Annotated in this window: 32 protein-coding genes; 11 read left to right on the top strand and 21 right to left on the bottom strand. The window is 58.6% G+C overall.

Features of this window, described 5'->3' with window-relative positions:
* Window positions 1-4: 4 nt before the first annotated feature.
* The 11 genes from ACSQ3Q_RS14010 to ACSQ3Q_RS14060 form a co-directional block, all read right to left on the bottom strand.
* Window positions 5-784, bottom strand: a complete 780-nt coding sequence (locus ACSQ3Q_RS14010) for an ABC transporter ATP-binding protein (RefSeq protein ID WP_436134968.1) — start codon at window positions 782-784, stop codon at window positions 5-7.
* Window positions 781-1,617 carry an ABC transporter permease gene (locus ACSQ3Q_RS14015; protein WP_436134969.1) on the bottom strand — a complete coding sequence of 279 codons (837 nt, stop codon included), beginning with the start codon at window positions 1,615-1,617 and terminating at the stop codon, window positions 781-783. The genes ACSQ3Q_RS14010 and ACSQ3Q_RS14015 overlap by 4 nt, the downstream gene beginning before the upstream one ends.
* 137 nt (window positions 1,618-1,754) lie before the next feature.
* Entirely contained in the window at window positions 1,755-2,720 is a 966-nt protein-coding gene (locus ACSQ3Q_RS14020; RefSeq protein ID WP_436134970.1) for an ABC transporter substrate-binding protein, read from the bottom strand.
* 482 nt (window positions 2,721-3,202) lie between these two features.
* Complete coding sequence (locus ACSQ3Q_RS14025) at window positions 3,203-4,609, bottom strand: HAMP domain-containing sensor histidine kinase (protein WP_436134971.1); 1,407 nt, start codon at window positions 4,607-4,609, stop codon at window positions 3,203-3,205.
* Entirely contained in the window at window positions 4,606-5,298 is a 693-nt protein-coding gene (locus tag ACSQ3Q_RS14030) for a response regulator transcription factor (protein ID WP_436134972.1), read from the bottom strand. Before ACSQ3Q_RS14030 ends, ACSQ3Q_RS14025 begins: the two co-directional genes overlap by 4 nt.
* Before the next feature lie 9 nt (window positions 5,299-5,307).
* Window positions 5,308-5,769: a hypothetical protein gene (locus ACSQ3Q_RS14035; protein ID WP_436134973.1), complete on the bottom strand. Its 462-nt coding sequence runs from the start codon at window positions 5,767-5,769 to the stop codon at window positions 5,308-5,310.
* Between the two features lie 15 nt (window positions 5,770-5,784).
* Window positions 5,785-6,255, bottom strand: coding sequence for a Spy/CpxP family protein refolding chaperone (locus ACSQ3Q_RS14040; protein ID WP_436134974.1), 471 nt, complete (start codon window positions 6,253-6,255; stop codon window positions 5,785-5,787).
* A gap of 176 nt (window positions 6,256-6,431) precedes the next feature.
* Entirely contained in the window at window positions 6,432-6,707 is a 276-nt protein-coding gene (locus tag ACSQ3Q_RS14045) for a hypothetical protein (RefSeq protein WP_436134975.1), read from the bottom strand.
* Window positions 6,708-6,749: 42 nt separating this feature from the next.
* Window positions 6,750-6,950 carry a hypothetical protein gene (locus ACSQ3Q_RS14050; protein WP_436134976.1) on the bottom strand — a complete coding sequence of 67 codons (201 nt, stop codon included), beginning with the start codon at window positions 6,948-6,950 and terminating at the stop codon, window positions 6,750-6,752.
* Between the two features lie 137 nt (window positions 6,951-7,087).
* Complete coding sequence (locus ACSQ3Q_RS14055; RefSeq protein ID WP_436134977.1) at window positions 7,088-7,399, bottom strand: hypothetical protein; 312 nt, start codon at window positions 7,397-7,399, stop codon at window positions 7,088-7,090.
* Between the two features lie 139 nt (window positions 7,400-7,538).
* Window positions 7,539-7,799: a hypothetical protein gene (locus ACSQ3Q_RS14060; RefSeq protein WP_436134978.1), complete on the bottom strand. Its 261-nt coding sequence runs from the start codon at window positions 7,797-7,799 to the stop codon at window positions 7,539-7,541.
* Between the two features lie 502 nt (window positions 7,800-8,301).
* On the opposite strand from ACSQ3Q_RS14060, the gene ACSQ3Q_RS14065 reads away from it, so the two are divergent.
* Window positions 8,302-8,502, top strand: a complete 201-nt coding sequence (locus tag ACSQ3Q_RS14065; RefSeq protein ID WP_436134979.1) for a hypothetical protein — start codon at window positions 8,302-8,304, stop codon at window positions 8,500-8,502.
* 165 nt (window positions 8,503-8,667) lie between these two features.
* Here ACSQ3Q_RS14065 and ACSQ3Q_RS14070 read toward each other — a convergent pair whose 3' ends face one another.
* The 3 genes from ACSQ3Q_RS14070 to ACSQ3Q_RS14080 all read right to left on the bottom strand — a co-directional run bounded on the left by ACSQ3Q_RS14070 (window position 8,668) and on the right by ACSQ3Q_RS14080 (window position 11,061).
* A complete protein-coding gene (locus tag ACSQ3Q_RS14070) occupies window positions 8,668-9,024 on the bottom strand; it encodes a helix-turn-helix transcriptional regulator (protein WP_436134980.1) in 357 nt (118 codons plus the stop codon).
* A 1,004-nt stretch (window positions 9,025-10,028) separates the two neighbouring features.
* A complete protein-coding gene (locus ACSQ3Q_RS14075; RefSeq protein ID WP_436134981.1) occupies window positions 10,029-10,292 on the bottom strand; it encodes a hypothetical protein in 264 nt (87 codons plus the stop codon).
* A 367-nt stretch (window positions 10,293-10,659) separates the two neighbouring features.
* Window positions 10,660-11,061, bottom strand: coding sequence for a hypothetical protein (locus tag ACSQ3Q_RS14080; protein ID WP_436134982.1), 402 nt, complete (start codon window positions 11,059-11,061; stop codon window positions 10,660-10,662).
* Between the two features lie 276 nt (window positions 11,062-11,337).
* Between ACSQ3Q_RS14080 and ACSQ3Q_RS14085 the strand changes: the two genes are divergently transcribed.
* Window positions 11,338-11,700: a hypothetical protein gene (locus tag ACSQ3Q_RS14085; RefSeq protein ID WP_436134983.1), complete on the top strand. Its 363-nt coding sequence runs from the start codon at window positions 11,338-11,340 to the stop codon at window positions 11,698-11,700.
* Between the two features lie 1,028 nt (window positions 11,701-12,728).
* Window positions 12,729-13,355 (top strand): SMI1/KNR4 family protein, encoded by a 627-nt coding sequence (locus ACSQ3Q_RS14090; protein ID WP_436134984.1) that lies wholly within the window; start codon window positions 12,729-12,731, stop codon window positions 13,353-13,355.
* A 235-nt stretch (window positions 13,356-13,590) separates the two neighbouring features.
* Here the strand turns inward: ACSQ3Q_RS14090 and ACSQ3Q_RS14095 are convergent, their stop codons facing one another.
* Window positions 13,591-13,989, bottom strand: coding sequence for a DUF6869 domain-containing protein (locus tag ACSQ3Q_RS14095; protein WP_436134985.1), 399 nt, complete (start codon window positions 13,987-13,989; stop codon window positions 13,591-13,593).
* Between the two features lie 90 nt (window positions 13,990-14,079).
* Window positions 14,080-14,238 (bottom strand): hypothetical protein, encoded by a 159-nt coding sequence (locus ACSQ3Q_RS14100; protein WP_436134986.1) that lies wholly within the window; start codon window positions 14,236-14,238, stop codon window positions 14,080-14,082.
* A 353-nt stretch (window positions 14,239-14,591) separates the two neighbouring features.
* Between ACSQ3Q_RS14100 and ACSQ3Q_RS14105 the strand changes: the two genes are divergently transcribed.
* The 4 genes from ACSQ3Q_RS14105 to ACSQ3Q_RS14120 all read left to right on the top strand — a co-directional run bounded on the left by ACSQ3Q_RS14105 (window position 14,592) and on the right by ACSQ3Q_RS14120 (window position 16,551).
* The gene (locus ACSQ3Q_RS14105; protein WP_436134987.1) at window positions 14,592-15,122 is read left to right on the top strand and encodes a hypothetical protein; all 531 of its coding nucleotides are present in this window, start codon (window positions 14,592-14,594) and stop codon (window positions 15,120-15,122) included.
* Between the two features lie 54 nt (window positions 15,123-15,176).
* Window positions 15,177-15,557: a hypothetical protein gene (locus ACSQ3Q_RS14110; RefSeq protein ID WP_436134988.1), complete on the top strand. Its 381-nt coding sequence runs from the start codon at window positions 15,177-15,179 to the stop codon at window positions 15,555-15,557.
* Between the two features lie 87 nt (window positions 15,558-15,644).
* Window positions 15,645-15,965, top strand: coding sequence for a hypothetical protein (locus tag ACSQ3Q_RS14115; protein ID WP_436134989.1), 321 nt, complete (start codon window positions 15,645-15,647; stop codon window positions 15,963-15,965).
* A gap of 301 nt (window positions 15,966-16,266) precedes the next feature.
* Window positions 16,267-16,551: a hypothetical protein gene (locus ACSQ3Q_RS14120; protein WP_436134990.1), complete on the top strand. Its 285-nt coding sequence runs from the start codon at window positions 16,267-16,269 to the stop codon at window positions 16,549-16,551.
* 596 nt (window positions 16,552-17,147) lie between these two features.
* Here ACSQ3Q_RS14120 and ACSQ3Q_RS14125 read toward each other — a convergent pair.
* Window positions 17,148-17,822 carry a hypothetical protein gene (locus ACSQ3Q_RS14125; protein ID WP_436134991.1) on the bottom strand — a complete coding sequence of 225 codons (675 nt, stop codon included), beginning with the start codon at window positions 17,820-17,822 and terminating at the stop codon, window positions 17,148-17,150.
* A 59-nt stretch (window positions 17,823-17,881) separates the two neighbouring features.
* Entirely contained in the window at window positions 17,882-18,436 is a 555-nt protein-coding gene (locus ACSQ3Q_RS14130) for a hypothetical protein (RefSeq protein WP_436134992.1), read from the bottom strand.
* Window positions 18,437-18,566: 130 nt separating this feature from the next.
* Between ACSQ3Q_RS14130 and ACSQ3Q_RS14135 the strand changes: the two genes are divergently transcribed.
* The gene (locus ACSQ3Q_RS14135) at window positions 18,567-18,887 is read left to right on the top strand and encodes a hypothetical protein (RefSeq protein ID WP_436134993.1); all 321 of its coding nucleotides are present in this window, start codon (window positions 18,567-18,569) and stop codon (window positions 18,885-18,887) included.
* Between the two features lie 93 nt (window positions 18,888-18,980).
* On the opposite strand, the gene ACSQ3Q_RS14140 is transcribed toward ACSQ3Q_RS14135, so the two are convergent.
* A complete protein-coding gene (locus ACSQ3Q_RS14140; protein ID WP_436134994.1) occupies window positions 18,981-19,337 on the bottom strand; it encodes a DUF6984 family protein in 357 nt (118 codons plus the stop codon).
* Between the two features lie 629 nt (window positions 19,338-19,966).
* Between ACSQ3Q_RS14140 and ACSQ3Q_RS14145 the strand changes: the two genes are divergently transcribed.
* Window positions 19,967-20,362 (top strand): hypothetical protein, encoded by a 396-nt coding sequence (locus ACSQ3Q_RS14145; protein WP_436134995.1) that lies wholly within the window; start codon window positions 19,967-19,969, stop codon window positions 20,360-20,362.
* Between the two features lie 139 nt (window positions 20,363-20,501).
* Here the strand turns inward: ACSQ3Q_RS14145 and ACSQ3Q_RS14150 are convergent, their stop codons facing one another.
* Window positions 20,502-20,867 carry a hypothetical protein gene (locus tag ACSQ3Q_RS14150; protein ID WP_436134996.1) on the bottom strand — a complete coding sequence of 122 codons (366 nt, stop codon included), beginning with the start codon at window positions 20,865-20,867 and terminating at the stop codon, window positions 20,502-20,504.
* Between the two features lie 37 nt (window positions 20,868-20,904).
* Window positions 20,905-21,063 carry a hypothetical protein gene (locus ACSQ3Q_RS14155; protein ID WP_436134986.1) on the bottom strand — a complete coding sequence of 53 codons (159 nt, stop codon included), beginning with the start codon at window positions 21,061-21,063 and terminating at the stop codon, window positions 20,905-20,907.
* Between the two features lie 705 nt (window positions 21,064-21,768).
* Here ACSQ3Q_RS14155 and ACSQ3Q_RS14160 point away from each other — a divergent pair.
* The gene (locus tag ACSQ3Q_RS14160; protein WP_436134997.1) at window positions 21,769-22,281 is read left to right on the top strand and encodes a hypothetical protein; all 513 of its coding nucleotides are present in this window, start codon (window positions 21,769-21,771) and stop codon (window positions 22,279-22,281) included.
* Window positions 22,282-22,431: 150 nt separating this feature from the next.
* On the top strand, window positions 22,432-23,301 hold the full coding sequence (locus ACSQ3Q_RS14165) for an alpha/beta hydrolase (RefSeq protein WP_436134998.1): 870 nt from the start codon (window positions 22,432-22,434) through the stop codon (window positions 23,299-23,301).
* Window positions 23,302-23,320 lie beyond the last annotated feature (19 nt).

Genomic DNA, 23,320 nt, shown 5'->3' on the forward strand with positions numbered 1-23,320 from the left:
AGCCTTAATGCAGGTCCGCCGCCATGGACTCGGCGCGGATCTCTTCCGTCAGGCGCGCCTTGAGGTCCATGAACTCGGGGCTGGTCTTGATCGTGTAGTGGCGCGGGTGCGGCAGGTCTACCGCCAGCTCGGTCTTGATGCGGCCGGGCCGGGCGCTGAACACGGCCACACGGTTGGCCATGAAGATGGCCTCGTCGATGTCGTGGGTGACAAACAGCACGGTCTTGCGCTCCGCCTCCCAGATGCCCAACAGCAGCTCCTGCATGAGCACGCGGGTCTGGTTGTCGAGCGCGCCGAAGGGCTCGTCCATCAGCAATATCTTTGGGTCGTTGGCCAGCGCGCGCGCAATGGCGGTGCGCTGCTGCATGCCGCCCGACAGCTGCTTGGGAAAGTGCTGCTCGAAGCCGCGCAGACCCACCTTGGCGATGAAGTACGCGGCGCGTTCTTTCTGCTGCGCCTCGGGCATGCCGCGCTCGCGCAGGCCGAAGCGGATGTTCTGCTCGATGGTGAGCCAGGGGAACAGCGTGTAGCTCTGGAACACCATGCCGCGCTCGGGCCCGGGGCCTTCGACCGGTGCGCCATCGAGCAGCACGCGGCCGCTGGTGGCGTGGTCCAGCCCCGCCACGATGCGCAGCAGCGTGGACTTGCCGCAGCCCGAGGGGCCGAGGATGGTGACGAAGTCGTTGTCCTTGACCTCGAAGTCGACCGGCTGCAGCGCCTGTGTGCGCTGGCCCTTGGCGGTCTCAAAGACGCGCGAAACGGCTTGTATGGAAACGCGGCTCATCGCACAAAACTCCAGGCAAACAGACGGTGGTTGAGCGCCTTGAAGGCGAAGTCGGACACCAGCCCAATGAGGCCGATGACGATGATGCCGAAGATGATCTGGCCGGTGTTGAGCAGCGACTGGCTGTCGGTGATCATGTGGCCGATACCGCTCGACGAGCCGATCAGCTCGGCCACGATGACGTAGGTCCAGGCCCAGCCCAGCACCAGGCGCAGGGTCTCGGCGATCTCGGGCGCGGCGCCGGGAATGAGCACCCGCGTGACGATGCCCTTGTGGCCCGCACCCAGCGTGTACGCAGCCTCCACCAGGTCGCGCCGCGCGCCACCCACGGTGACGGCCACCATCAGCGTGATCTGAAAGACCGAGCCGATGAAGATGACGAGGATCTTCTGCGTCTCGCCAATGCCGGCCCACAGGATCAACAGCGGGATGAAGGCCGACGCGGGCAGGTAGCGGCAGAACGAAACGAAAGGCTCGAAGAAGGCCTCGATGCCCTTGTACGCGCCCATCGCTATGCCCAGCGGCACGGCCACCACAGCGGCCAGGATGAAGCCGCCGAACACGCGCCACACCGTCATGCCGATGTCTTTGTGAAAGCCGTATTCGCTGAACAGCAGCCAGCCCTCTTTGGCCATGGTGACGGGGCTGGCCAGGAACGTGGGCGACACGAATCCGCCCAGCGTGAAGAACGCCCACACCAGCACGAACAACACAAAAAAACCAAAGCCCAGCATCCAGCGGGCGCGGGCACTCACAGGCTCCAGCGGAGCGAGCGAACGCCGGCGCACGGGGGCGTGGGGCTCGGTGGCGGACAGGGGTTGCACAGCAGACATGGAGCAGTTTTTCTGGGGTGTGGAATGGCCAAGACAACTCAGCGAAGCGGTTCTGACTAGGCGCTTCCTCGAAGACAGTACGGCTAGTACGACAAGAGGGAGCAACGACGCCAGAAGAGTTGTGTTAGCCGCGCCTGTTACTTGATGAAGCTCGCGTCGAAGGTGACGGCCAGATCCTCATTCGCCTTGCGGATGATGCCGGCCTCCAGCAGGATGGCCGTGGCGTCCTTCATGAAAGTCTGCAGCTCGCCCGCAAAGAACTTCTGGTTGGCGGCCTTGTCCTGCCAGCGCAGGAAGGACGACGACTTGGCAAACTGCTCACCCGTCTGCTTGACGGCTGCGCCCATGATCTCGTTGGACTTGGTGGGGTCGGCCTTGATCATGTCGATCGCCTGGAAGTACGAATTGGCCAGGGCCTGCGCGGCCTTGCCGTTGGCCTTGAGCCAGGTGGGGTCGCAACCCACGGTGTCCATCACCATGGGGTAGTCGAGCGTGGTGGCCAAGATCTTGCCCGCGGCAGGGTTGTCACGCACGGTGGAGAGGTACGGCTCGTACGTCATGGCGGCGTCGTTCTGGCCGGCCACGAAGGCCTGCGCGGCCGCCTGGGGCGACAGCGTGGTGGTCTTCACGTCCTTGAGGCTCATGCCGTTTTTGCTGAGCATCCAGGCCAGGCCGAAGTACGGCGCAGTGCCGGGCGCATCCACGCCGATGGTCTTGCCCTTCAAGTCCGCAAAGCTCTTGATGTCGCCGCGCACCGCGATGCCATCCGCGCCGTAGGACTTGTCCATCTGGAAGATCTGCACGATGGGCACGCCGTTGGCGTTCCAGGCCACGTGCGTCTCGACCGTGGTGGCAGCGCACTGGATGGACTTGGAAGCCAGGGCCAGGTGGCGGTCCTTCTGCGGGATCATCTTGATCTCGACATCGAGGCCGTTCTTCTTGAAGATGCCGGCCTTGTCGGCCAGGGTGAGCGGCGCAAAGCCGGTCCAGCCGGACATGCCCAAAACAATCTTGGTGTCCTGCGCCTGGGCCGATGTGGCCAGTGCCATCACGCAAACCGCGGCGGCTGCCAGCGACGTCCATTTCACAACCGATCGAGTCATCATCTGCTCCTGTTTGTAGAAAGTACCGAGAACCTGTTTTCGAACCCACCCGGCCGGGACGTACCCGCTTCCAGCCGCGATGATGACAGCCGGAGCATACCTGTCTATACAGGGTAAACGCTAGGACAGCTGCCGCCATGGTGGGATGGTCAGGTTGAGCAAGAACGGGGCCAATTGGGGAGCGGGCGAACAACCAGCGCATGCAATCGTTATTTGCTATTTTATTGATAGCAACAAAGTCTTATAGAAAAAGCGCTGGCGGCCAATTTCATTTGGAATTCGAAACCAGCGCAAACGTCTATACCCGTTTGACAGCCGCCTCGCACCCCGCACCACCTGCGGGCGCCGTGTCGAGAACTGTGCGGCGGGTCAGCGCAGAGGACACAGGATGCCCCGGCAAGGGAGGTGGCTGCGGGCCTTCTCCCCCTCGCCGCAGCCAGAGCCGCGGCGTCAGCCGGAGAAATGGCGAAACCGCGAGCGCCTCAGTCCACGACAGGCAACCGCACCGAAACCGACAAGCCGGGTTCAGCATTGCGCATCTGCAGCGTTCCACCATGGGCTTGCGACACAAGGCGGCACAGGTACAGCCCCAGGCCTACGCCGCCGGTGGTGCGCTGGCGCGCGGTATCAGGCCGATAGAACGCTTGCGCCAAGTGCGGCAGGTGTTCCGCGGGAACGCCCGGCCCGTGGTCGCGCACTTCCAATTCGATCGACTGCTGCACCAGCCGCAGGTGCAGTTCGGGCGGCGGCGCGGTCGGGTCGTTGCTGTGGCGCAGGCTGTTGTCCAGCAGGTTGCGCAGCAACAGGCGCATGCGGGACCGGTCGAGCGACAGCGGCGGCAGGCCGGCCTCGGCGTGGAGCACGATGGCCGCTGCGCCCGCATGGCGGCCGCCCAGCTCAACGATCACTTCGCGCGCGAGTGTGGCCAGGTCCACGGGCTCGCGGTGCAGCGCGGCGTGGCGGCCGGCGAGCCGTTCGCTTTCCAGCAGGTCGGTGATGAGCCCCGCCATCTCGCTCAAATCGCGCATCAGAGCATCGCGCTGGGCCTGCACTTCGGCAGTTTCGGGGAGGAGTTCGGTGTTCAGTCGTGCGCGGGTCAGGGGGCTGCGCAGCTCGTGGCTCATGGCGAGCAGCAGGGCCCGCTTGGCTTCCAGCATCTGGTGAATGTCGTCGCCCATGGTGTTGATGGTGGCCGCCAGCTGTCCGAGCTCATCGGGCCGGTGCGCGTGGCGCACGGGGATCGCCTGGGCAAAGTTGCCCTCGCCAAAGCGCTGCGCGCCGCGGCGGATGTCGTCGAGCGGGCGCAGCAGATGCCGCACGTAGACATATGCCAGTGCGGTGAGCAGCAACAGCACGGTGAGCGTGCCCCATGCAATGCGCGGGCGCTTGTCCCATGACAGGGCATTGAGTCCGAACTCGATGGTGTGTCCGTCGGCCGTGACGCGCTGCAAGAGCCGCCGGCCCTGGTCATCGGCGCCATGGCCGTTCCAGTGTTCCTCGCGTCGGACCTTGTCGCTCATCCAGTCGGAGCGCGGCTGGTCGGGGTGCGATGCCCAGTTGACCAAAGGCCCGTCGATGCGCAGCGTGACTGGCAGCCGCTTGGCGATGGCTTCGGCCCGCTCCGTGCTCGGGGGGCTGCCGATCTCGGCCGCGAGCCGGTCGACATAGTCCATCAGCAGCGGCCGGGCGGCTTCGCGCCAGCCGACCGACACTGCTTTTTGCACCCCGCCCATGAAGGTGACAGCCACCGTCACCGCCAGCGCCATAAAGACCAGCACCAGCCGGATGCGCAGCGAATAACCCACCGCCCGCCGTGCACGCCGGTGCCAGGGGCAGTCGCGCTCGTCGTCGGTGCCGTCCAGGCAAAGCAACCGCCGCACCAACTTCATGGCGCAGCCCGCCGCAATGCCAGCGAGTAGCCGGCGTTGCGCAAGGTCTTAATGCAGTCGAGCGGCTCGAGCTTCTTGCGCAGGCGACTCACCACGATATCCACGGCGCGGGTGTACAGCTCGGCTTCGTGCCCGCGCAACTGGTTGAGGATGTCGTCGCGGCTGAACACCTTGCCCGGCTCGCGCGCAAGCAAGTGGAGTAAGTCGAATTCGGTGCCCGTGAGCTCGACCACCGTGCCGTGGCGGTGGATGCAGCGCCGTGCGGCATCAATACTGAGGCCCTCGAATTCCAGCGTGGCCGACTCGCCGCCCTGCCCCGCTGCTGGCGCGCGGCGACGGCGAAGGACGGTCTGCAGCCGGGCCACCAGTTCCCGCGGCTCGAACGGCTTGGGCAGGTAGTCGTCGGCACCCAGCTCCAGCCCCACCACGCGGTCCATCACCTCGCCGCGCGCCGTGAGCATGACCACGGGCAAGTCGCCCTGGCGGCGAATGGTGCGGCACAGCTCAAAGCCATCCATCTCGGGCAGCATCACATCGAGGATGGCGGCATCAAAGCCGCCCGCCCCGAGCTGTGCCAAACCGTCGCTGGGTTTGAGTGCGTGGACCAACTCCAGCTCGAAGCGCTTGAAGTAAATGGCAAGCGGCGGGCCGAGCTGGGCGTCGTCGTCAATGAGCAGGATGCGGTGCATGCGCGATTCTTACATTGGCAGGCTGCAGGCAGCTGCACGGGCGCCGTCAGGGCCGCGGAGCGCAATGCTCCACGGCTGCGTGCCCTCTTCCGCCATGCCCCAATCGAGAGGCTGCCGCTGCCGCGCGGGCTGCGTGGTGGGTGGCGATGCCGCATCGCCTGTCAGCAAGTCTCCTTCAGTGGCCGTTGCGCTCAATGCGCGGTGCCGCCGGATGAGTTGGCGCAAGCGCTGCTGCGCAGGAACATGCAGCGCGTCGAATGCGTCGGCGGCTGCCAGCAAGGCAGGCAAGGCCGGCACCGCCAACGCAGGCTGGCGGGCGATGAGGCCCAGCGCATGCTCGCGGTCAAACCGAGGCCCCCACACCAGGGACATCAGTTCGTCGTGGGGTTCGGGCATGTCAGCCAGCAGCGCAGGGCCGTGCAACCGCACCTCGCGCGCCAGCCGGTGGATGGGTTCCAGCAAGGGGGACATTGCGGAACTCCCGGCTCAGCCGTGCGCCATCCAACCACCCCTGCGCCGCTGCATCAGGTCGCGCACCTTTTGCTGCTGCTCGGCGTTAAGGCTGTCGTAAAAATCAGCCAGGGCGTTGATCACCTCAGGGCTGCTGGTTTGCACGGCCCGGGTTTTCTCCTCCAGCAGACCTTGCGCACGCGCCCGGTCAAACTTGCTGCCCGCCACGATCGCCTGCACTTCGGCACGTGGATCGGCCGTCTTGCCGATGACCGCTGTGCGCTGCGCTTCCATCTTGTCCGCCAGCACATTGAGCTTTTGTTTTTGCGCGTCGTTCAGGTCGAGCTTGCTGCTCACCCGGTTGACGACCTTGCCTCGCACCTCGGCCATCTTCTCGGGGCTCATCGGCCCGTGTCGATGGGCGCCGCTCGAACACGCCGTAAGGCCACCGACCATGATGGAGGCGCCAAACAATCCCACCAGCGTTCTCTTGATCCAGGGTTTCATGATGCTGTCCTTTCGGGACGGTTTTGAACATGACCCTGATGGTGCCGACAGGCGCGTCTGGCGTGGTCTCGATGCAGTTTCGGTTTATTTCACTTTGTTTCTTGTTGGGGAGGCAAAAGCGTCCCCGCGGTGTTAGCGGCGCCTGATGAAGATGGGAGAAAGTTGCGCCGGTAATCTCAGCGCAGTACGGCAGAGAGAACGATAAGCCGGCTGGCCAATTCGGCGGACTCGGTACGCATACGGGCGACGGGGATGAGCCCTACGCTCCAGCCCGCATACCAAATATTAAAAGCGGCGGCGTGGGGGAAGGCGGGGGAGCCTGAATAGGCCCGAATGGCTTCTTCAACAGTGGAATGCAGCGTGGGTTCGCCCACGAGTTCTTTGCCGTCAAACACCCGGGCCAAGTAATGCCGCGCGCCTTCAGGCCGGATGTGCAAGATCAACTCAGGCACGTCAGTCAGCCTCCGGCAGTTCGCGGAGTCAGACCCCGCAAGCTACCCCATGGCCTGCATTTCGCGGTAGTCGAGATCAGCAAACTGCACTTCGCGTTCCAAGCCATGTACATCGCCGCGGGACGAAGGGAGGTTGTCCGTGAGCTGACGCTGGAAGACCCGATCGGTCGGTTGGCCCATTTGAATCAGGGGCGCGTCCGGCCAATCTTCCAAATGATGGGACCGTGGATCGATGGAAAACATGCTGCACTCCTTGAATGGGCCTGGGCGGCGGCCCGCTGCAGTCATTGGGTCACGGGCTGCAAAAGGGCTCTGTCGGAACGCCATGAGGGCGCGCGTAGGACTGCACTGACACCGTATCTACCGCCGACTGCTATTGCTCAGGCGGCCTTAGCGAGCAAGGGCGTCTCTTCGACACCTAGTGCATCCCCTTCGCCCGCCAGCAACCCAATGCAGTCCAAGGCAGTCGGGGGATCACAAGGCTCTGCGTAGACCCTGACCGCAATGTCTTCGGCCGCCGGCGAAAAGTACAGCCAGAGATGATCTTTCTCTTTGTCATAGCAAGAGAATAGTGCCCTGCCGGAGCCGGGCGGACACATCAGGAATTTCGACATGAACATCTGCTGGATGCGCAGTGTCGGCTCGAAGGCCTGTTCGTCATTGCCCAGTCCCAATTTGTACCAACTGCTCATATGCGCCTTTCACCTGGACAAGCCAGTAATACGAAAGGCCCATCGTATTTTCAGTGCGCGCGCCGCAGGGCTTCTGCTGCAGCGCATCAATTTGTAGGACAGTTTCGGAAGTGGTCCTGAACCGCAGTGCCTGCAGCGCTCAATCGTAGGAAGACTCCAGATCCATACTCGACTGTCGTCGGGGGATTTTCAAGCGCGGCCCAAAGGCCCTGAGCGTTGCGCATCCGAGGCCGGTGACATAGAGCACCTGGGCCTTTTGCTGTGGTGAATCGACGGGAGGAAGCTGCACCTCCACCATTCCCGCCGCGCGCAAGACACGCAGTTTGTCGATGTTCCCTACATCCGATTCAATGAGAGGTAAAGCATCGCGCTCCAGCTCCCGCAAGTACTCCATTGGCATGGTGGCCTCCGGCTGAATGAGCGAATATTGTGCGGCGCGCGTTCAGGCGATTCAAGAATTGATACATGAAGCTACACTTGTCGATGGAGGAAGGCTCTTACTCACTGCGGGGCGGTTCGTAATGCCGTCTCGAACCAAAACGCCAAGCATCACTATGACTGCTATCGGTATTTTTAACAAGGCTCGGTGTGAGCTGGTTGGCGGCTTGTAGGCGTTTTGGCTCACGGTCGCGCGCTGACCATTGAGCCTCCTGAGTGCCTGCACCGGGGAAATGTCAATCCTTGTGGTTGCTTGCCGGCTAACTTATTGCCGGAGCCTAAGCGGTGGGGAGTGGAGGCGATCTTGAGTTCTGCCCAACCTCCGGTTAGCGAGGCCGAAGTTCTTACCTCAGCGCTGCAATCGCGATAGGCGATGGGCATTGAGACAGCAGCGACGCTTCTAGCGCCTCAAGCCGCGGGCAAATTGCTGAAGCGGACTTATTTGCAAAACCAAGTCACAAGGCGTGGCCATCACCGCTTCGTTAAACAGCGGCGGACAAAGAAAAACCGCCACAGCCTGGGGTTTCCAGAGTGTGGCGGTGTCTTGTATGGTGGGCTGGCGTCAATTGAATAAAGGTGCAAAGACCTTATCAATTCACAATTCCATAAAATTTCTGGGTATTTTGTTCCCCCACTTGTTCCCCCGGATTGCCGTGGTTTTTTAAATCATCTGCTTAGGCTTCAAAGTTCCCAAGCTACATTAGGACCTGTGGAATTGAAGTCACCTTGAGCATAGGTGTCGCAACATCTGCTGAATCCCGCACGCCAATAAAGCAGTGGCATCATTCAACCCTGCCCCCCGCGTACCTCCCTTACCCTATCCCCCGGACCTAGGTACCCGGTCCGGCCTGCCTACCATCGACGCGCTCCGTGATCCATGTATTTACCGCCCTTGCCGACCACGAGCTCGCGCGCTCTCCGATCTTTACAGAACTAGGAAAGGTGCCCTGCGCCATCTGGGAGTAAAGGGCCGAGCGACACATCCCCGTCAAGCGCAGTACCTCAGGCAAACGCAATAGGCGATCCTCGACACCCCGAGCCTCGGGGAAACGCTGGCTTATCGGCCCCTCCCCCTCCATCAACGACAATGCCTCCCTGATCAACTGAGCAGCACGGGCAATTGTTTCTTTTTCCGTTACGCATCGTTGGCATTCACGCTGTTGTTGAGTCAATGGAGTTGGTCTCATGCTGGTCCCTTCTGTTTCTGTGGTCGATTCCACAGAGTGCCAAGGACATCTAAATCCCCTTACCCATCCTGGCGCAGCCTAGCGCAGTAGGGCAGAAGTTCTTCGCGCGATAGCTGGTGTTCGCACCCGTCGGTCCCACAGCCTAGATATAGCCCGCCGCAACAGGGCCGACGCTGGCGGGGATTGCACTGAGAGCTAGCGATGCGCCAGCCTTGTAGGCGGCTGTCCGCTGGTGTCCGCCGCCTTGGCCATCCCGCCGGTGCCCGCAGGTGGCCGATCCGCCCTTAGCGCTCTTTACTTAGCGGCACTTGCCTCACGCGTGCGCACCATGGCTAGCGCGCTTTTCGCCGATTCCTCAATCAACTGCGTCAACGGCTTACGCGGCGGCTTTGCAGCGGTTGCTGCCGTTCGCATATCGGTCACGAATGAGTACTATCGGCCAGAAGCAGCCGGTCACCGCAAAGGAAAGCGGACGTTCAACATTTCAACGTGAGGCGGCAGGCAAAGCCCGCCGTGACATGTGCGCTCATTGGAGGTGTTAGGCGCCGGGCTCACGGAAGTGGTTTAGTTCACTTCAGGAACCCCAGGTAGAGGTGCGCAACCAATGCGGAACCTACCAAGCACCAACCCAGACGCGATGCTGCCCACCTGAACGCCCTGTAAAACCTCTCGTTGTCTCTTGTATCGTAGTGATCGACCACCACCGAGAACAACACAGCAGCCCCGACGAGGAACGCAGCCCCCATAAGCCAGGCTGGACCGCCTTCCAGGACTGCGATACGTGTCCGCCGGCCGCTTAGATCCATGCGGTGGCTCACCAGCCCTAGCACGCCATACGCGACCAGCACCACGCCCATCAAGATGTTGGCATAACGCTCCGTGGGCGGCACAACGTTCGGCTTGTGCGGCCGTGGCTCTGACTCGCGCTTCATCTGGAGGGCACCTCACCTTGAAGCTGAGCCGCGAGCGGCGGCTTGCCGTCGCGAGCCGGCTCAAGCGACTGGCTAGGCCACACCTTCGGCCTTCCACTCGAAAAGGTCCGAGAAGTCAGAGAAGCAGGTTTTGCACACCCAGCGATACCTATCAGCGGTGGCGTACCCGCTCGTGAGTATGTTTGTTGATTCGATGGCCATGAATTTGGCAAAGCAAAACTCGCAGTGATCATGATCGTTCAGCGTTGACGCCGGTGCATATGGCTGCCAAGAGAAGATTGCACCCTTCAGATAGCAAAGCTGATTCGTTAACCGCCAATCGTCAAGCTCGCGCATGGTGTGGCCTAACGTGATGTATCCCCCGAAACCTGCGGGATAAATTGGACCGTGCGGGATACTCTGGACACTGTTTTCTCCTGGAAGTGGCTTGCAGCACAGGATTGCAAGGGACGACCTGTTCAAATGTCCAGGTATAAAAATTCCGTTAAACCCGGCACGCGTCAAGTCGGCAAACTATAGCTCGTCGTAGGGAGACAACGGGAGCTCCAACAGCAGCGTGCAGCAAGCCAAAGGCAGCTTCCGGGCGGCGCTTCTGAACGACGGCTCAGGGCCCAACTCGGTCATTCGCTCTTCTCCAAAGCAGTCATCTAGTAAGCCCTGATAGTTGGCAAACTTCCTTGAGATACAGCTAAGGGGCCATGCCCTATGCTGCCCGAGAGTCCAGCAGTGGCGCCAACACAGTGAGGACCTTGGCAGCGCTTTGCCGAGGAACCTCCCACGAGGGGTGCTGCATGTCCTTGAGCGACGCCGCTGCATTTGGTCCACCGCTTCGAGCTTCCAAAGGCACCGATCGGACACTTTGCCGTAGCACTTCGATAGCGTTTTTTTGCTCCACCGAAAGAGGCATGGAAGGATCTGTCAGCAGAGATGTTGGCTGGAGCAGGAAGTGAAACAGCTCGCCTGCGACAAGATAGTTGCCCTGATCGGCGCAACACTCTTCCGGCGTCATAGCGAGAGCTCGCACGTGGCCGATGTACCACGAGAATTCGGTATCAAATCTCTGAATCACATCCTGTGATAGCGGCTGCAATGACGTGTGGTCCATTCGATCTTGACTGTCCGGTTGTGGGCGATGGAGATCATCCTAGCGCGCGCTGGCATTTCAGCCGGCACCGGTAATTTTTGCCGATGAGTAAGCTTACAACCGTAAACTCTTTAACTAAAAAGCACTTTTCGAATGCCTTATGGTCTTTCTCCCAAATGTTGTTGAGCGATATTTAAGTTGACGTACTACTGCACCCTCTTTCTGAAGTCCAACGATTCTGGGGCTGCTTCAAGAATTTTGTCTCGCGAACTGCTCGAAACTATTGAAGTCGATGACATGCGTTCCCCTGCCCGGATAGCGAGCGCCGAACGCTGGAAAGCCGCGGGATTTGTGCAAAGGTTCGACCTTCCGCGGTATGCCTGGAGCTACGATTCACAAAACGCTGTCACCTCTGACGTATGGGACCCATACCCTCACGTGGAATGGCTTCTCAGTCAATTGAAGTCTGGCATATCACTCGCTACAGAACGCGCGCTAGGAACTGAAACTCACCTTGGCTTCTTCTGGGGCGGCGGAGGCACTGGTGGAGGTCCCTTTATTTCGGTGCAGCTCGCTGAACTGCTAGTTCATCACCAGATCGCACTTGACATCGGCTTTTACTACCAAGATCCTGAAGAAGAGGATGCCAAACCGTCATAAGAAGGGTGCCGAGCACGACACCCAGAAATGGCTGAAAGCTAGCCAACTTTTTCGCGCTGCTCACTACGCCGTGGGTCCGATCCTGTAGCACGAGTGACTGGTAATGGCCGGATTCTGCCCCACGGCGAGGGACGCGACCGCAGCACGACAGTGCGATGGAGGGCTGGTCCCTGCCCGCCGGCAAGCTACAGTTGCCCAGTGCACGCTTGCCGCGTTTCGTAGCGAGATACATCACATAGTCTTCCTTGAATTCAACTTGATGAATCAAATTTGCATTAAATCCGAGCCGTATAACGAACACGGAGTTCTAAATCTGCTTGTCTGGGCATCAAGTGAAGGCTTTTCCGGGTTCGCGGAGGTTTATGTGACTCCGCAACACGTAAAGAATTTTGCACTCGATCTCACTACTTTCCCCGCCTCTGTTGATGACACTGTAGTCCTCGAATACGGAGATGAATCAGGTGAGTATCCGTATCACCTCTTGATGCGAGCAGAAGTGGTGGACCAGGTTGGGCACTCTGCAATGCTGGTGCACGTTTCCTCGCACATTGGCAGTCCATTCGTCGCACGAGCGGAGTTGCGCGTCCTGTCTGAGCCCGCGTCAATAAATGAGTTTGGACATTGTCTTGCAAGGTGGGTGGATGATCCCTGTGAAGCGCTTGTTTGGAAGCCGAAAGCCTGACCCCCTATGCGGCCGACACTGCCTCACCGCTCGGCTGACCTAACGTTGAGCGTCCGCTTTATCTGTCGCTAAGGGCTGCTCCTGGCCGAATTCTGCCCTACGGCGAAGGGCGCTAGCGGGCCCTCAGCAGCCGGTGGACACCATTACCCAAAGCGGCCGTTGGTTAACTAACCGCTGGCGGGCAGGCCAAAAGGTGCTGCGAAGGGGCCAGCCCCTGCCCGCTGGCAAACTATAGTTTTGCCGCGTTGACGCCTGCCGGGTTTCGAAGTCTTTGTACCAGGACGTTTGAACAGCCCTGCGCTTGCATACCCAGGCTGCAAGGCACTTTACTCCCCCGTGAGCACATATGACTACAGAGAACCCTTCGGAACAGTGGCCACCTGCAAATTGCGCGCCCTTGGCTTGGCCAATACTATCCAGTCAAGCGGAAAGATTTGTTTGGTATCGGTCAGTCATCGAAGTCTATTCGCTATTGTGGGAGGGCCATGTAACCCAAGCAAACTTGGCGCCCGTCAGCGAAAGCGACCTGTCTGGACTTGAAGCGCGCTTGGGGTGCCCATTACCACCCGCGTTGCGTGCTTACCATTCCGAATTTGGCGCTTTGTCATTGGCGGAAAAGCTCTGCAGTGTCACTGATGGAGATACGCCTATTCAACCTTTGCTTCATGCGTATTCTGGTATTTCTGACATTGCCGAGAACGAAGCAGATATAGCTTTGGCTAGTGAGTTGGTTGTTTTTGGTGACTATCTTGGTAATGGCAACATGTTCTGTTTTCATAGACAAACCGGCGAAGTATATTTCTTCGACCATGACACAAGGGGCATGCTGACTCCGTTCTTTTCATCCACGCAGGTATATTTAGATGCTCTTATGATCCGTTGCATTGCTGAGGTTCATGAAAACGATGAAGGCGGAGAAGCCGTTTTAGTTGAGCGTTTTGGTAATGCTCTGGTAAGGAAATGGCTTTACTGATCCGCCAATTGCCCAACCTGGCGCTCAACCTCGCTCCTTCCAGTCGTTGGACGCTGCGCGATAAAACCGCGCAGCGCCGGCTAGCTCTACGTTGAGTGTCCGCTTTACCCAAGTGCCTCCGGCTGCTCCTGGCCGAATTCTGTCCCACGGCGAAGGACGCTAGCCTAAGCTGCTCTTGAGTATTCCAGTATGCCGACTCACTAACGAAGCAGGCGCCGACCCGCTTATCAAAAGTCTATTCAACAGGGACTCCATCCCAGCCCCGACGATCCCAAGCAGCTTGCACCCTTGCCCAGATTTCTTCGGCCATAGAACTTTCCCAAACGCCGCCAAGCAACTGGGCGAATTTAGGATTTTTCTTGGCCTCTGCTTCAACTAGCTCAATGACCAAGTAGCCATGCTTATCCAAAAGGTCCTCCAAGGGACCCGCCGATAAAACCTCTTGAATCTTGTTGCTTGTGTCGAGTTTCAGAATTTCTAGAATCATGGACCACGCTAGTAGAGGCTCGTTTCGCACCAGATCCCACTCGCGATCAAACACCCATGAAAGAGCTTCTTTATCAGGTGAACTCTTTTCGGCTTGCCAATAGGCGATCCAGCACTCGGCAAGCGTTCGAAGTTCTATTGCTTTCATGTGCGAAAATTTCTAGGAGCAGCCATGTTCGATCCGCGTGCAGGTGTTGCGTGTGATTAAAGACCGCTAGTGGCCGTTTGCTGCTGGCCGCTACTTGGTGGCCATGTCGCAACGAGCTTGGTTGTAGTCCCACGCGCCTCCACGGTCCAAACACCTGTCGATCGACATTTCGCGCACAAACCAGATGCCGCCAGCAGCAAACGCTGCGGCGATGCACAGTGTGATTCCAACGCGAAGAGGTTTGGTCATGTGAATGTCTGCTCCTGGCCGGATTCTGCCCCACGGTGAGGGACGCTAGCGGGCCCTGAGCCGACGTTCGACAACACATCCGCAAAGCTGCCGTTCATACGCCATCCGCTGCCTGACAGCCAAAAACGTTCTCTCTGAGTGCGCGGTCCCTGCTTGATAGCGAGCTATAGTTTCCCTTGTTGATGCCTGCCGGGTTTCGCGCAATTTTTATACCTGGATGTAAACAGTCAATTGCATGCAAACCCATGCTGCAAGCCACTTCCAGGAGAAATCAGTGTCTAGAATATCCCGCACGGTCCAGTTTATCCCGCAGCGTTTGCGGGATACATCACGTTAGCCATCAGGGGGAAGAATTGTTCGGACTCTTCAAGAAGAAATCTCCGCCACCGCCGAAACGGCCGGCGCAGTTTCCGCCCGTCCCAGATTGGCAACCGGACATTCCGCAGCCGCTTGATCGGATCGCCGAGCGCATTCGCTTCTACACCAATGGAACGCGCGACTTCGCCATGTTCTCGCATGGCACTGTGGCGGTTCTTCCTTCGGGGCTAAGCGATGTTGATGCAGAAGCGCATGCGCTCAAAGCAATTCATGGCGTCTTTCATGCGCATCCTGACTTCAATCCGATGAACATGAAGGACGGCAACATCCTTGTTCAGTACAACCATGACGTCACCACCGTTCTGTTAGCAGATGTGGTCGAGCAGAATTGGACCGAAATCGATACCAACCATCAGCGGGCCATTGCAACGTCTGAGGTACTCATGACGCCGCTCGGCCCTAATCGGTTCGATGACTTCGGCAAGAAGGCCTTGTTCGGGCGTTGCTACATGTTCATGGACTCGCAGGCGCCCAAGGTGGTTCGAATTGAGCGCTGTGATGGCTAACCGGTCATTGCAGCGGACGCCTTCGGCGCCCGCTGAATTTCAACGTTAGACCGCATGAACTACTGGGCCAAAGACGACCCACTCTTCGCCGATGGTCACTATGTAGAGGAATGGGAGCTTCGGCGATTCGACGCTTTGACTGATGCCGTTCAGGCATTCGTCCGCGTCGAAGCCGCCCTCGGCAACAAGTTGCAGTCGGTTATTGAGCGCACCGTTGTTCTGTCCCATCCACCGCACTGCGGAGTGTTGGGCCTGCCCGAGGGGTTGGCGTTTGTATGTCCTCTTCAGCACAGCGGGGTACGTGTGTACGATGGAGACGAGGATGGTGTGATCCTTGCAATCGAGGGACACGTACGGGTCTTTCCAAGCGGCTTCGAATCCCCAAATCCTTTCGCTCCGGCCGGCATGGAGGTGAGTGGTGGCACTGCGGTCTAACACGCTAGTCGACACGGACGCCTTCCGGCGTCCCGCGGCTTCGCCGCTTTCCGCCGCCAGTCGCCGGCCACACGCACGTTAAAGCTCATGTCACGCAACCAGTTGATCGTCCAGCTACCAATGTCAGCGAGTGGTGACTTTGACAAGCTTTTGCATGTTGAGGAAACGCTCATAACAGCCTTCTCGCAGAACGATTCCGCTGAAGTTGATGGTCATGATGTGGGGCAAGGGCGCTTCAACATCTTCATCTACCCGACAGGTGCGTGGGCGCCAGTCATTGAGCGGGTCGAGGCATTTCTAAAGTTGCGCGGTGTGCTGAAGGAGGCGCTCGTCGTTAAGCGCCTGAAGTCGAGCGAAAAATACGTGGTCGTCTGGCCAAAGGACTTCAATGGCACATTCACGCTTTAACTGGGCAACCCAGTCGGACGCCTGCGGCGCCGCTGGTCTTCGACGTTGAACGTCCGCTTTCATTTGCGGTGACTGGCTGCTAATGGCCGAATTCTGCCTTACGGCGAAGGGCGCTACCGGGCCCTAAGCAGCCGGTGGACGAAACTACCCCGAAGCTGCCTTTGAGACTCACCCTTTGCTCGAGCGGACCTCCACCGGCTTGGCACTTGGCCCGCGAACCGGCCAGTGTCATCATCCGCTTCGCAGGCCAAGCACCAATACGGTGGCGTCCGCTCAGCTCAACCGTTGAAAGTCACCTCTCGTGGAACTCGTCCTTACGCTTGCTGTTCTTTCCATCCCGATGGGGCTCAATATTTGGGCCACGTGGCTCGTAGTGAATGACTCGCTGACGGAAGGAAAGCAGAAGGTTGGTCAACTTGCGGTGGTGTGGATTCTTCCGGTTATCGGTGCCATCATCACCCTGGCTGTGCATCGAAAGAATGAGCCGCCTTCACGTCGATACCGGGAGCCAGCAGAACCAGGCGATGACTTTGCACGGTCTGGAATGGCGGTCAAAACTCTTCGGCAAGCGATTGATGATGAGTAGGCCGACCATGACATCTCACTTCACGTTGAACGTCAGCTTTCGCTAGCCGCCACCGCAGTTTCTGGCCGTTATGAGCCAAACTACCGAGAGATATGGTGTGCGAATTGGCGCGAACTACACTGGGTTGGAGTTATGCCTGCATATCAATGGTCTTGCTTATCCTGCGGGGCATCGAACAGCCCAGCAACCTTGGAATGCAGCGCATGCAGTTGCCCTGCAGCATGTAGCTCTGATGAGCTACTGAAATATCGAGAGCAATATGTGCAGCAAGGCGGTATCGTTGGGCCCGCCGCTGCCCCCACCTTTGATGCAACGGACTATGCCGCACTAAAGGCACTTCTGTCCCTTCCACTTTTTTTGCTAGGTTGGTGGCCATTTGGTCAGCAAAAACGGAAGACAAAGTAGCGTTTAAGCGTCTAACCCACCGCTCAAGCGAACCAACATTCTGCGGGCCGCTAGCTCAGTTCTTTGAGCGGCCGCTTTCACGGTTCACCGCCGGCAGCTTGTGGCCGAATTCTGCCCCACGGCAAAGGACGCTAGCGGGCCCAGAGCCGCCGGTCACGCCCTCTTCAAGCGGTCGCTGGACGAGTTGTAACCTACCGCTGAATGGGAGAGAAAGACCCGATCTCAACTTGCGTGAAGCCCATCTCTTCGAGCACTGACAGTAGATTTTCCAGCGACTTTAGTTCGGCCGAACCTAGGTCAACCATCGTTTGCCAGTAGCCACGACTGGTTGATGGATAAACGACGCTGTGAACGACTCCCAGCAGCTCGCCCTTCTGCACGCTTTTTGTGTCGGAGATGTCCATCCATTGCTCAGCCCATTCCGTCAGAGGTCTGTCTGTGGTCGGACGCTGCTTCGAGCGAACCTCAACTCGATTCCAAACGAACGGGTGGATAGTCACTTTAAGCTTCGCTGAATACTGAATAGTTTCAGGCTTGAAATTCTTGAACGGCTTTTCGTGCTCATACCGAGACACCTCGAACTTTCCGTTGAGGTTCGACACTAGGTCCATGCGAATCTGATCGTAGGGGGGTGGGACGGCCATGCCGCCGGGCCGAATCAAAAGTTCGTTGACGCAAACATTGGCCTTTTCGTTGCACCACCGCGCGTAGGCTTCTTTCAAATTGCGAACGTAGTGACCACGCTCCTGCAACGCAATCGTTCGTAGCCGAGGATGACCATTGCTCAGTTCCTCAGCGATTGCCTGGGTAACGACAAATGTAGTGGCCAAAAGGATGGCGCAGACGCGGCAATTTATGAAGGGCATAAATATCGAGCTTAGCATCGGCCCTGCACTGCAAAAGACCTCTCTTGGCCGCAAGCCGACTAGGCCCAGAACCAGATCATTCCCTGGTTCGCACAGGAAGCCTGTATAAGAAATTCGCGCAGAGATCTGATGTCGTTGAGCGCAACGTCCACCAGCTCTCGCTCATCCTGCTCAGCCTCCAGCGCATATGCACGCGCTCGATGCTCAGCTGTAGCTACGTCCAAGGCGCCCAATGCAGCTTGAAGCTCAGCCACCTGCGCATCTCGAAAAGCGTGCGAGTGTCCCAGTCCTACTTCTCCCAGCTCAATAGCTTGTCCGAGCATCTCACCTCGGTAGCGACCTCCGACATTCGGGAAATTGGTGACCCCGTCAAGTTTGGCCGCTGTTCCATTGAGGACGAAATAGAGAGCCCCCCCGGAGTACAGCGTCGTACATGCGGCGGCTGATTCCGGCCAGACACATCCGACGTCTACCTCGACTCTTCTTTCTACCTCGCGCTTCGAAAACCAAGAACCAACCTTCTCGGATTTAGTCAACGTCGGGCGCCTGCCCTCGATGAAATCGCGCGTGTACTGGGCGTGGGCCCGAAGATAAGCTAGTTGCTCGTCACTCACGGCGCACAGTCTCAGGTCGTATCCCATTGTCCTCCCTCAAAACTTCCGATTGGCCGTAATGTCTGCTGTTGGCCGGCTGGAGCCTGTTGCATGCTACCTTCCGGGCCGACACGGCTAATTGGAATCATAGATGGACGAATGGCTTGAAAGACAAGCACCGCTGGACGCAGCGGTAGCGAATGCCCTCATTGCGGCGACCCCGGATTGGTGGAGGGCAGCTAGCCTTGTCGCCGACAGGGAACAGGAAGGCTCGCATGAGCGGATGACCATCGTCATCACGTCGCCTGACGGGCAGCCGGAGCCTGTTAGCCCTACCGAGGAAATCTATGCGAGCCTCTACGCGCTCGCCGACCTTTTCCGTGAGCGCGGGACCATCTGGCGCTCCGCGTCGTACTCCGTCAGTCAGGAGGAAAACGGGGACTGGAGGTACTCGGTGCAGTTCACCTACTAGAAGCTGGAGGTCGACGTCGAAGGTCCGGTTTTGGCCGGGTCCGGCCTCACGGCTCGGATGATTGTGCAGCAGCGTCGGGCCCATCGCGGCCATTCAGGAATGTCTAGCTCGGGACCCAAGAGACGCAGACGAAAGCGGTCGAATTTCGGCTCTTTTAGGCCATTGAGTGATAGGTGTGAAGTTCACTTTCCATACGTCTACTTCCATCGGCCTACCAGCGGTGTCACAGTTCAGCGAAGCCTGAATATTTACTCCGTCTGCATCATGGAACTCGCACTGCGCGACGCAGCAGCCAAATCTCAGTGCCGTGTTCACGCGGTCAATAGCGAGACTGCCCATTCCGCCGTCGGCCGTTGATTCCACAAGCAACTCGCCCAAGTCGTCGTCGATGCCCGGTACCGCAAACAGGTACGAAATCAACGGCAATTCATACGGGTAAAGTTTTCTCATATTTGAACGTCCGCTTGTGGCCGCAATCAATCTCAGCAGTGGAATGTTGAAGGACTCAAACCAGCAATTTACGCGGCGGTTCGACAGGCCGTCAGACCTCTCTGCGACAGTTGGAAAAGTAGATGCTGAGCACAGCCCTCAGGGTCGTCGATACATTCGCAAGGTCCAAGGGGCAATGCGGTTGATACCGGGTCTTTAAAAATCTGTACAGACCGCACGGCACCTAGTGGCGCTCTAATCTCCACATGCCCCTCCTGAAACTGCAATGGGATGTGAATGCAGTCATGAAAAAGCAAACTCTGCACCCCTGCTGCCGCTAATACGGCGTGGAGTTCATCAAGGCCATCGGGGCTTTGCATGTATCGATTCTCCGTTGAGACGGTACACCGACCGTCAGCTCCTGGCCGAATTCTGCCCGACGGCGAGGGCGGCGGCGGGCCCTGAGCCGACAGTCGCATCCCAACCCCAAAGCGGCCATTGATCCCAAATGGATTGATCGGCCCCGAAGAGCACAGTCGGTCGGCCCAATCCCAACTGTGGGCACGCTATAGTTTGCTGCCTTGACGCTTGCCTGGTTAGTGTCCAGCTGATCCCGCCAGTGTTTTGCGGTCTAAATTACGTTAGGTGCCATGGACTCACACGAGCAACTCCACCGGACTTTAAGGGCTGCAGCGCAGCTTCTCGATAGTGCAGCCAGTCAAATTCGTGATCTTCCGCTGCACCCCACGCGCGAGAACATTCGTCTTGTCGCAGAAGCGCTCGCAATTACATTTCAAGTACGGCGCAATGTTGAGGTAGAGCTGCCGGCCTTGGCAAAACAACATCCTGAGCCGATTGAGGAAGACAGTGCGGCCAACAAGCGGCTTGGGGATGCGCTGGTCGCAGCTGACGATATGGCGGAAGGCCGTTCCAATGCTGAGGCGGCGGTCTTCCTTGAGCATTTTGCTAGACAAGAACCTTCGGCGTTTCACCGTGATCTTGCACTCCTTGAAGCGGGCCGTTACAGACTGCGAGATGAAGCCTAAGACCTCCATCGAGTGGACTTTTCAAAATGTTGAGTGCCCGCTTTGCCTAAGAGCCAACGACCGCTTCTGGCCGAATTCTGCCCCACGGCGAGGGAAGCTAGGGGGCCCACTAGAAGACACTGCCGCTGCTCGGAATCGGTCACTCGTCGACTTCGTTGGTGCCGTGTTCGGAGTCACCAAGTTCTTGTCGCGACATCTTCCTCCCGGCCGCGCGGCGAAGGGTTGTGAATAGTTCGCTGGCCAGTTGCATTGTCCGCGTCCCCTGACGGTCGTCGCCCTGCCTATAGAGCGCGTGAGCGGCTTGCATCTTCCCGCGCGACTCCTCCCATTGGGCAATGCGTTCTACATCCGTAAGCTTCGGACGAACTGACTGATAGCCATGTTCGAGCCCTGCAAAAACCTCATCGAGGCTCAGCCCATATTTGAACGTCGGCGCGCTGAGCATGACCCAGATGAGCGCGTCGCGCGTTTCAGTGAAACCCTCTACCTTGTAGCGTAGTGTCATGTGTCAAGGTCCGCTCATGGCCGTTTGCTGCTGGCCGCTACTTGGTGGCCATGTCGCAACGAGCTTGGTTGTAGTCCCACGCGCCTCCACGGTCCAAACACCTGTCGATCGACATTTCGCGCACAAACCAGATGCCGCCAGCAGCAAACGCTGCGGCGATGCACAGTGTGATTCCAACGCGAAGAGGTTTGGTCATGTGAATGTCTGCTCCTGGCCGAACCCTGCCCTTCGGTTTGTCGCCGGGTTAGGGCTTTTTGCGTACGAATTGGAAAGGTAAGCCCGGCGTTTCAAAAAAGACAATGCGATGCGTTCCCTGGACGGTTAACGTGTTTATAACGTGCAGCGCGCGATCATTCGCAAGGTATTGAAAGCCTCGCGCAGTGATGATGTCTTGGGGTAGCGCTCCTTGATCCACGCAGTCACGGAGCGAGCAAGATCCTCCTCGGATTCTGCTGAGAGGACTTTCACTGCGGCCTCGGCCGAAAGACCACTTCCGTCTGAAAAATCAGCAGCGCGACTAAGACGCACTGACCCTGATACCAGTGCCAAGCCAAGAAAGAGCAGGAGGTGATGGGCCGTTTGTGCGCTGATCTTGCCCCCCGAAAGTTAGCCTTTTTTCCTTGCTCGCCTCACAGGCCCCGCATATCGCAACGAGCAGCCCAAAAATAACCGTCCCGTCTCCACGATTTCAGGATTCTGGGCAACATTAGGGATTCGCCATTTCCACGTCCTCTGCGAATCGAGCGCAGCATACTGCCACCGCTAATGGCGGGTGACTCAGCTTAGCAACGGCCCAAGCTGCCATGTGTTGGCCATAATTGAGTCGCTCTTCCTTTGGCGATGACTGGTAGCTGAGCGTGCCTCACGCGACAGCTGCTGGTGAGCTCTGCACTGAACACCTATGAAACACGCGTTCGTCTACGCTTTTGCTTCCTTCGTCCTTTGTTCCGTCGTCCATGCTGGCACCACTGAAAGCGGAAAAACTGACGTGATTGCAGAGCGCACGACCGTCAAGAAATACGGTGTTCGCAATGAACTTGCAGCACATAAGTGGGTTTTGCATCAGATAGTCGGTCCCGCGGGGGAAACGGTTGCTGATTGGCCGAAGTGGACAGAAGGCCGAGAAGTGGCACTTACGTTTGATCGTGTCGGCCGTATGTTCGGGGGCGTGTGCAACTTCATCACTTGGCAGTACTCGCTTGGTCCAAAGCGGGACTTCAACGCCTCGCAGCAGTTCATGACCTATGCAGGATGTCCTAGCGCAGCGCTCACTCTTGAGGAGCTGCAAATTCGACAGATGGCAATGGCCAACACCCTCCGCTTAGTAGCGGCTCAAGGTCTTCCACCGCTGTTGGTAATCGGCATTGCTGATGGCAGCCGCTGGGAGTTTTTTGGGCTACCCTCGAGCAACTAGCGCCAAGTGCACATTCAGTTTGGTGATGCTTGGACGGCCTGCACCTCAAAACCCGGACTGCATACCGCTCCCGGGAGGTGCCACTGTTCAGAATGGCTCGGACGGTCCGTTTTTGATCGCAGCTTTGCGGTCTGAATTCGGTTAGGCCACATGTTCCAACGCCTAATCCTCATCACCGCATGCGCATCCTCGGTGATCGCCGCTGTTCTCTACTTTGGCGCCGGGGAGTTGCTCAGCCGACCCGCGTTGCGACTAGTTGGCAAGCGTCCGTCTGATTTCCCAGCCAAAGTCGTCCGGATCGACACCGCGCCAGGCCAATTCGTGGTCGGTTGGTTCGCGCCCGGCGAACAGTCACGCGGCGCCGTCTTGCTGCTCCATGGCATACGCGCAGACCGTACGCAGATGCTCAGAAGAGCGCGATTTCTTGCAAGAGCGGGTTATTCGACGCTACTGATCGACCTCCCTGCCCACGGCGAGAGCTCGGGCGATCGCATCACTTTCGGCGCGAGGGAAAGCGCTGGCGTTCTGGCAGCGGTTGGGTTTCTTCGGCGCGAGTTGCCCAGAGAGCGGCTGGGCATCATCGGTGTTTCATTGGGAGCTGCGTCAACCCTCCTTGCGCGCCCACAGCCAGCGGCTGATGCAGTCGTGATCGAGTCGATGTACCCAACGATTGAAGAAGCAGTGAATGACAGGCTAAGGATGCGGCTGGGAAAAATTGGTGCTGTACTGGGACCGGTTCTGCTTTGGCAGTTGCCTTTAAGAACCGGAGTAAGACCTGCAGACTTGCGCCCCATTGAGAAACTGCCGACCTTTGACTCGCCTTTGTTAGTCGCCTCCGGATCGGATGACGAGCACACGACATGGGCGGAAACGCAGCGGATTTATGACGCGGCGGAGGGACCGAAGGAAATCTGGCAAGTCCTTCGCGCAAAGCACGTGGACCTGCATTCGTTCCAACCCGAGGAGTACGAGCGAAGGATCCTCCGGTTTCTCGCCAAGTACGTGCGCAATGAAATCTAGCGCGACATGTTCGAGTAAT

The sequence above is a fragment of the Acidovorax sp. LjRoot129 genome (assembly GCF_964253765.1).
Classification (GTDB): Bacteria; Pseudomonadota; Gammaproteobacteria; order Burkholderiales; family Burkholderiaceae_C; genus Acidovorax.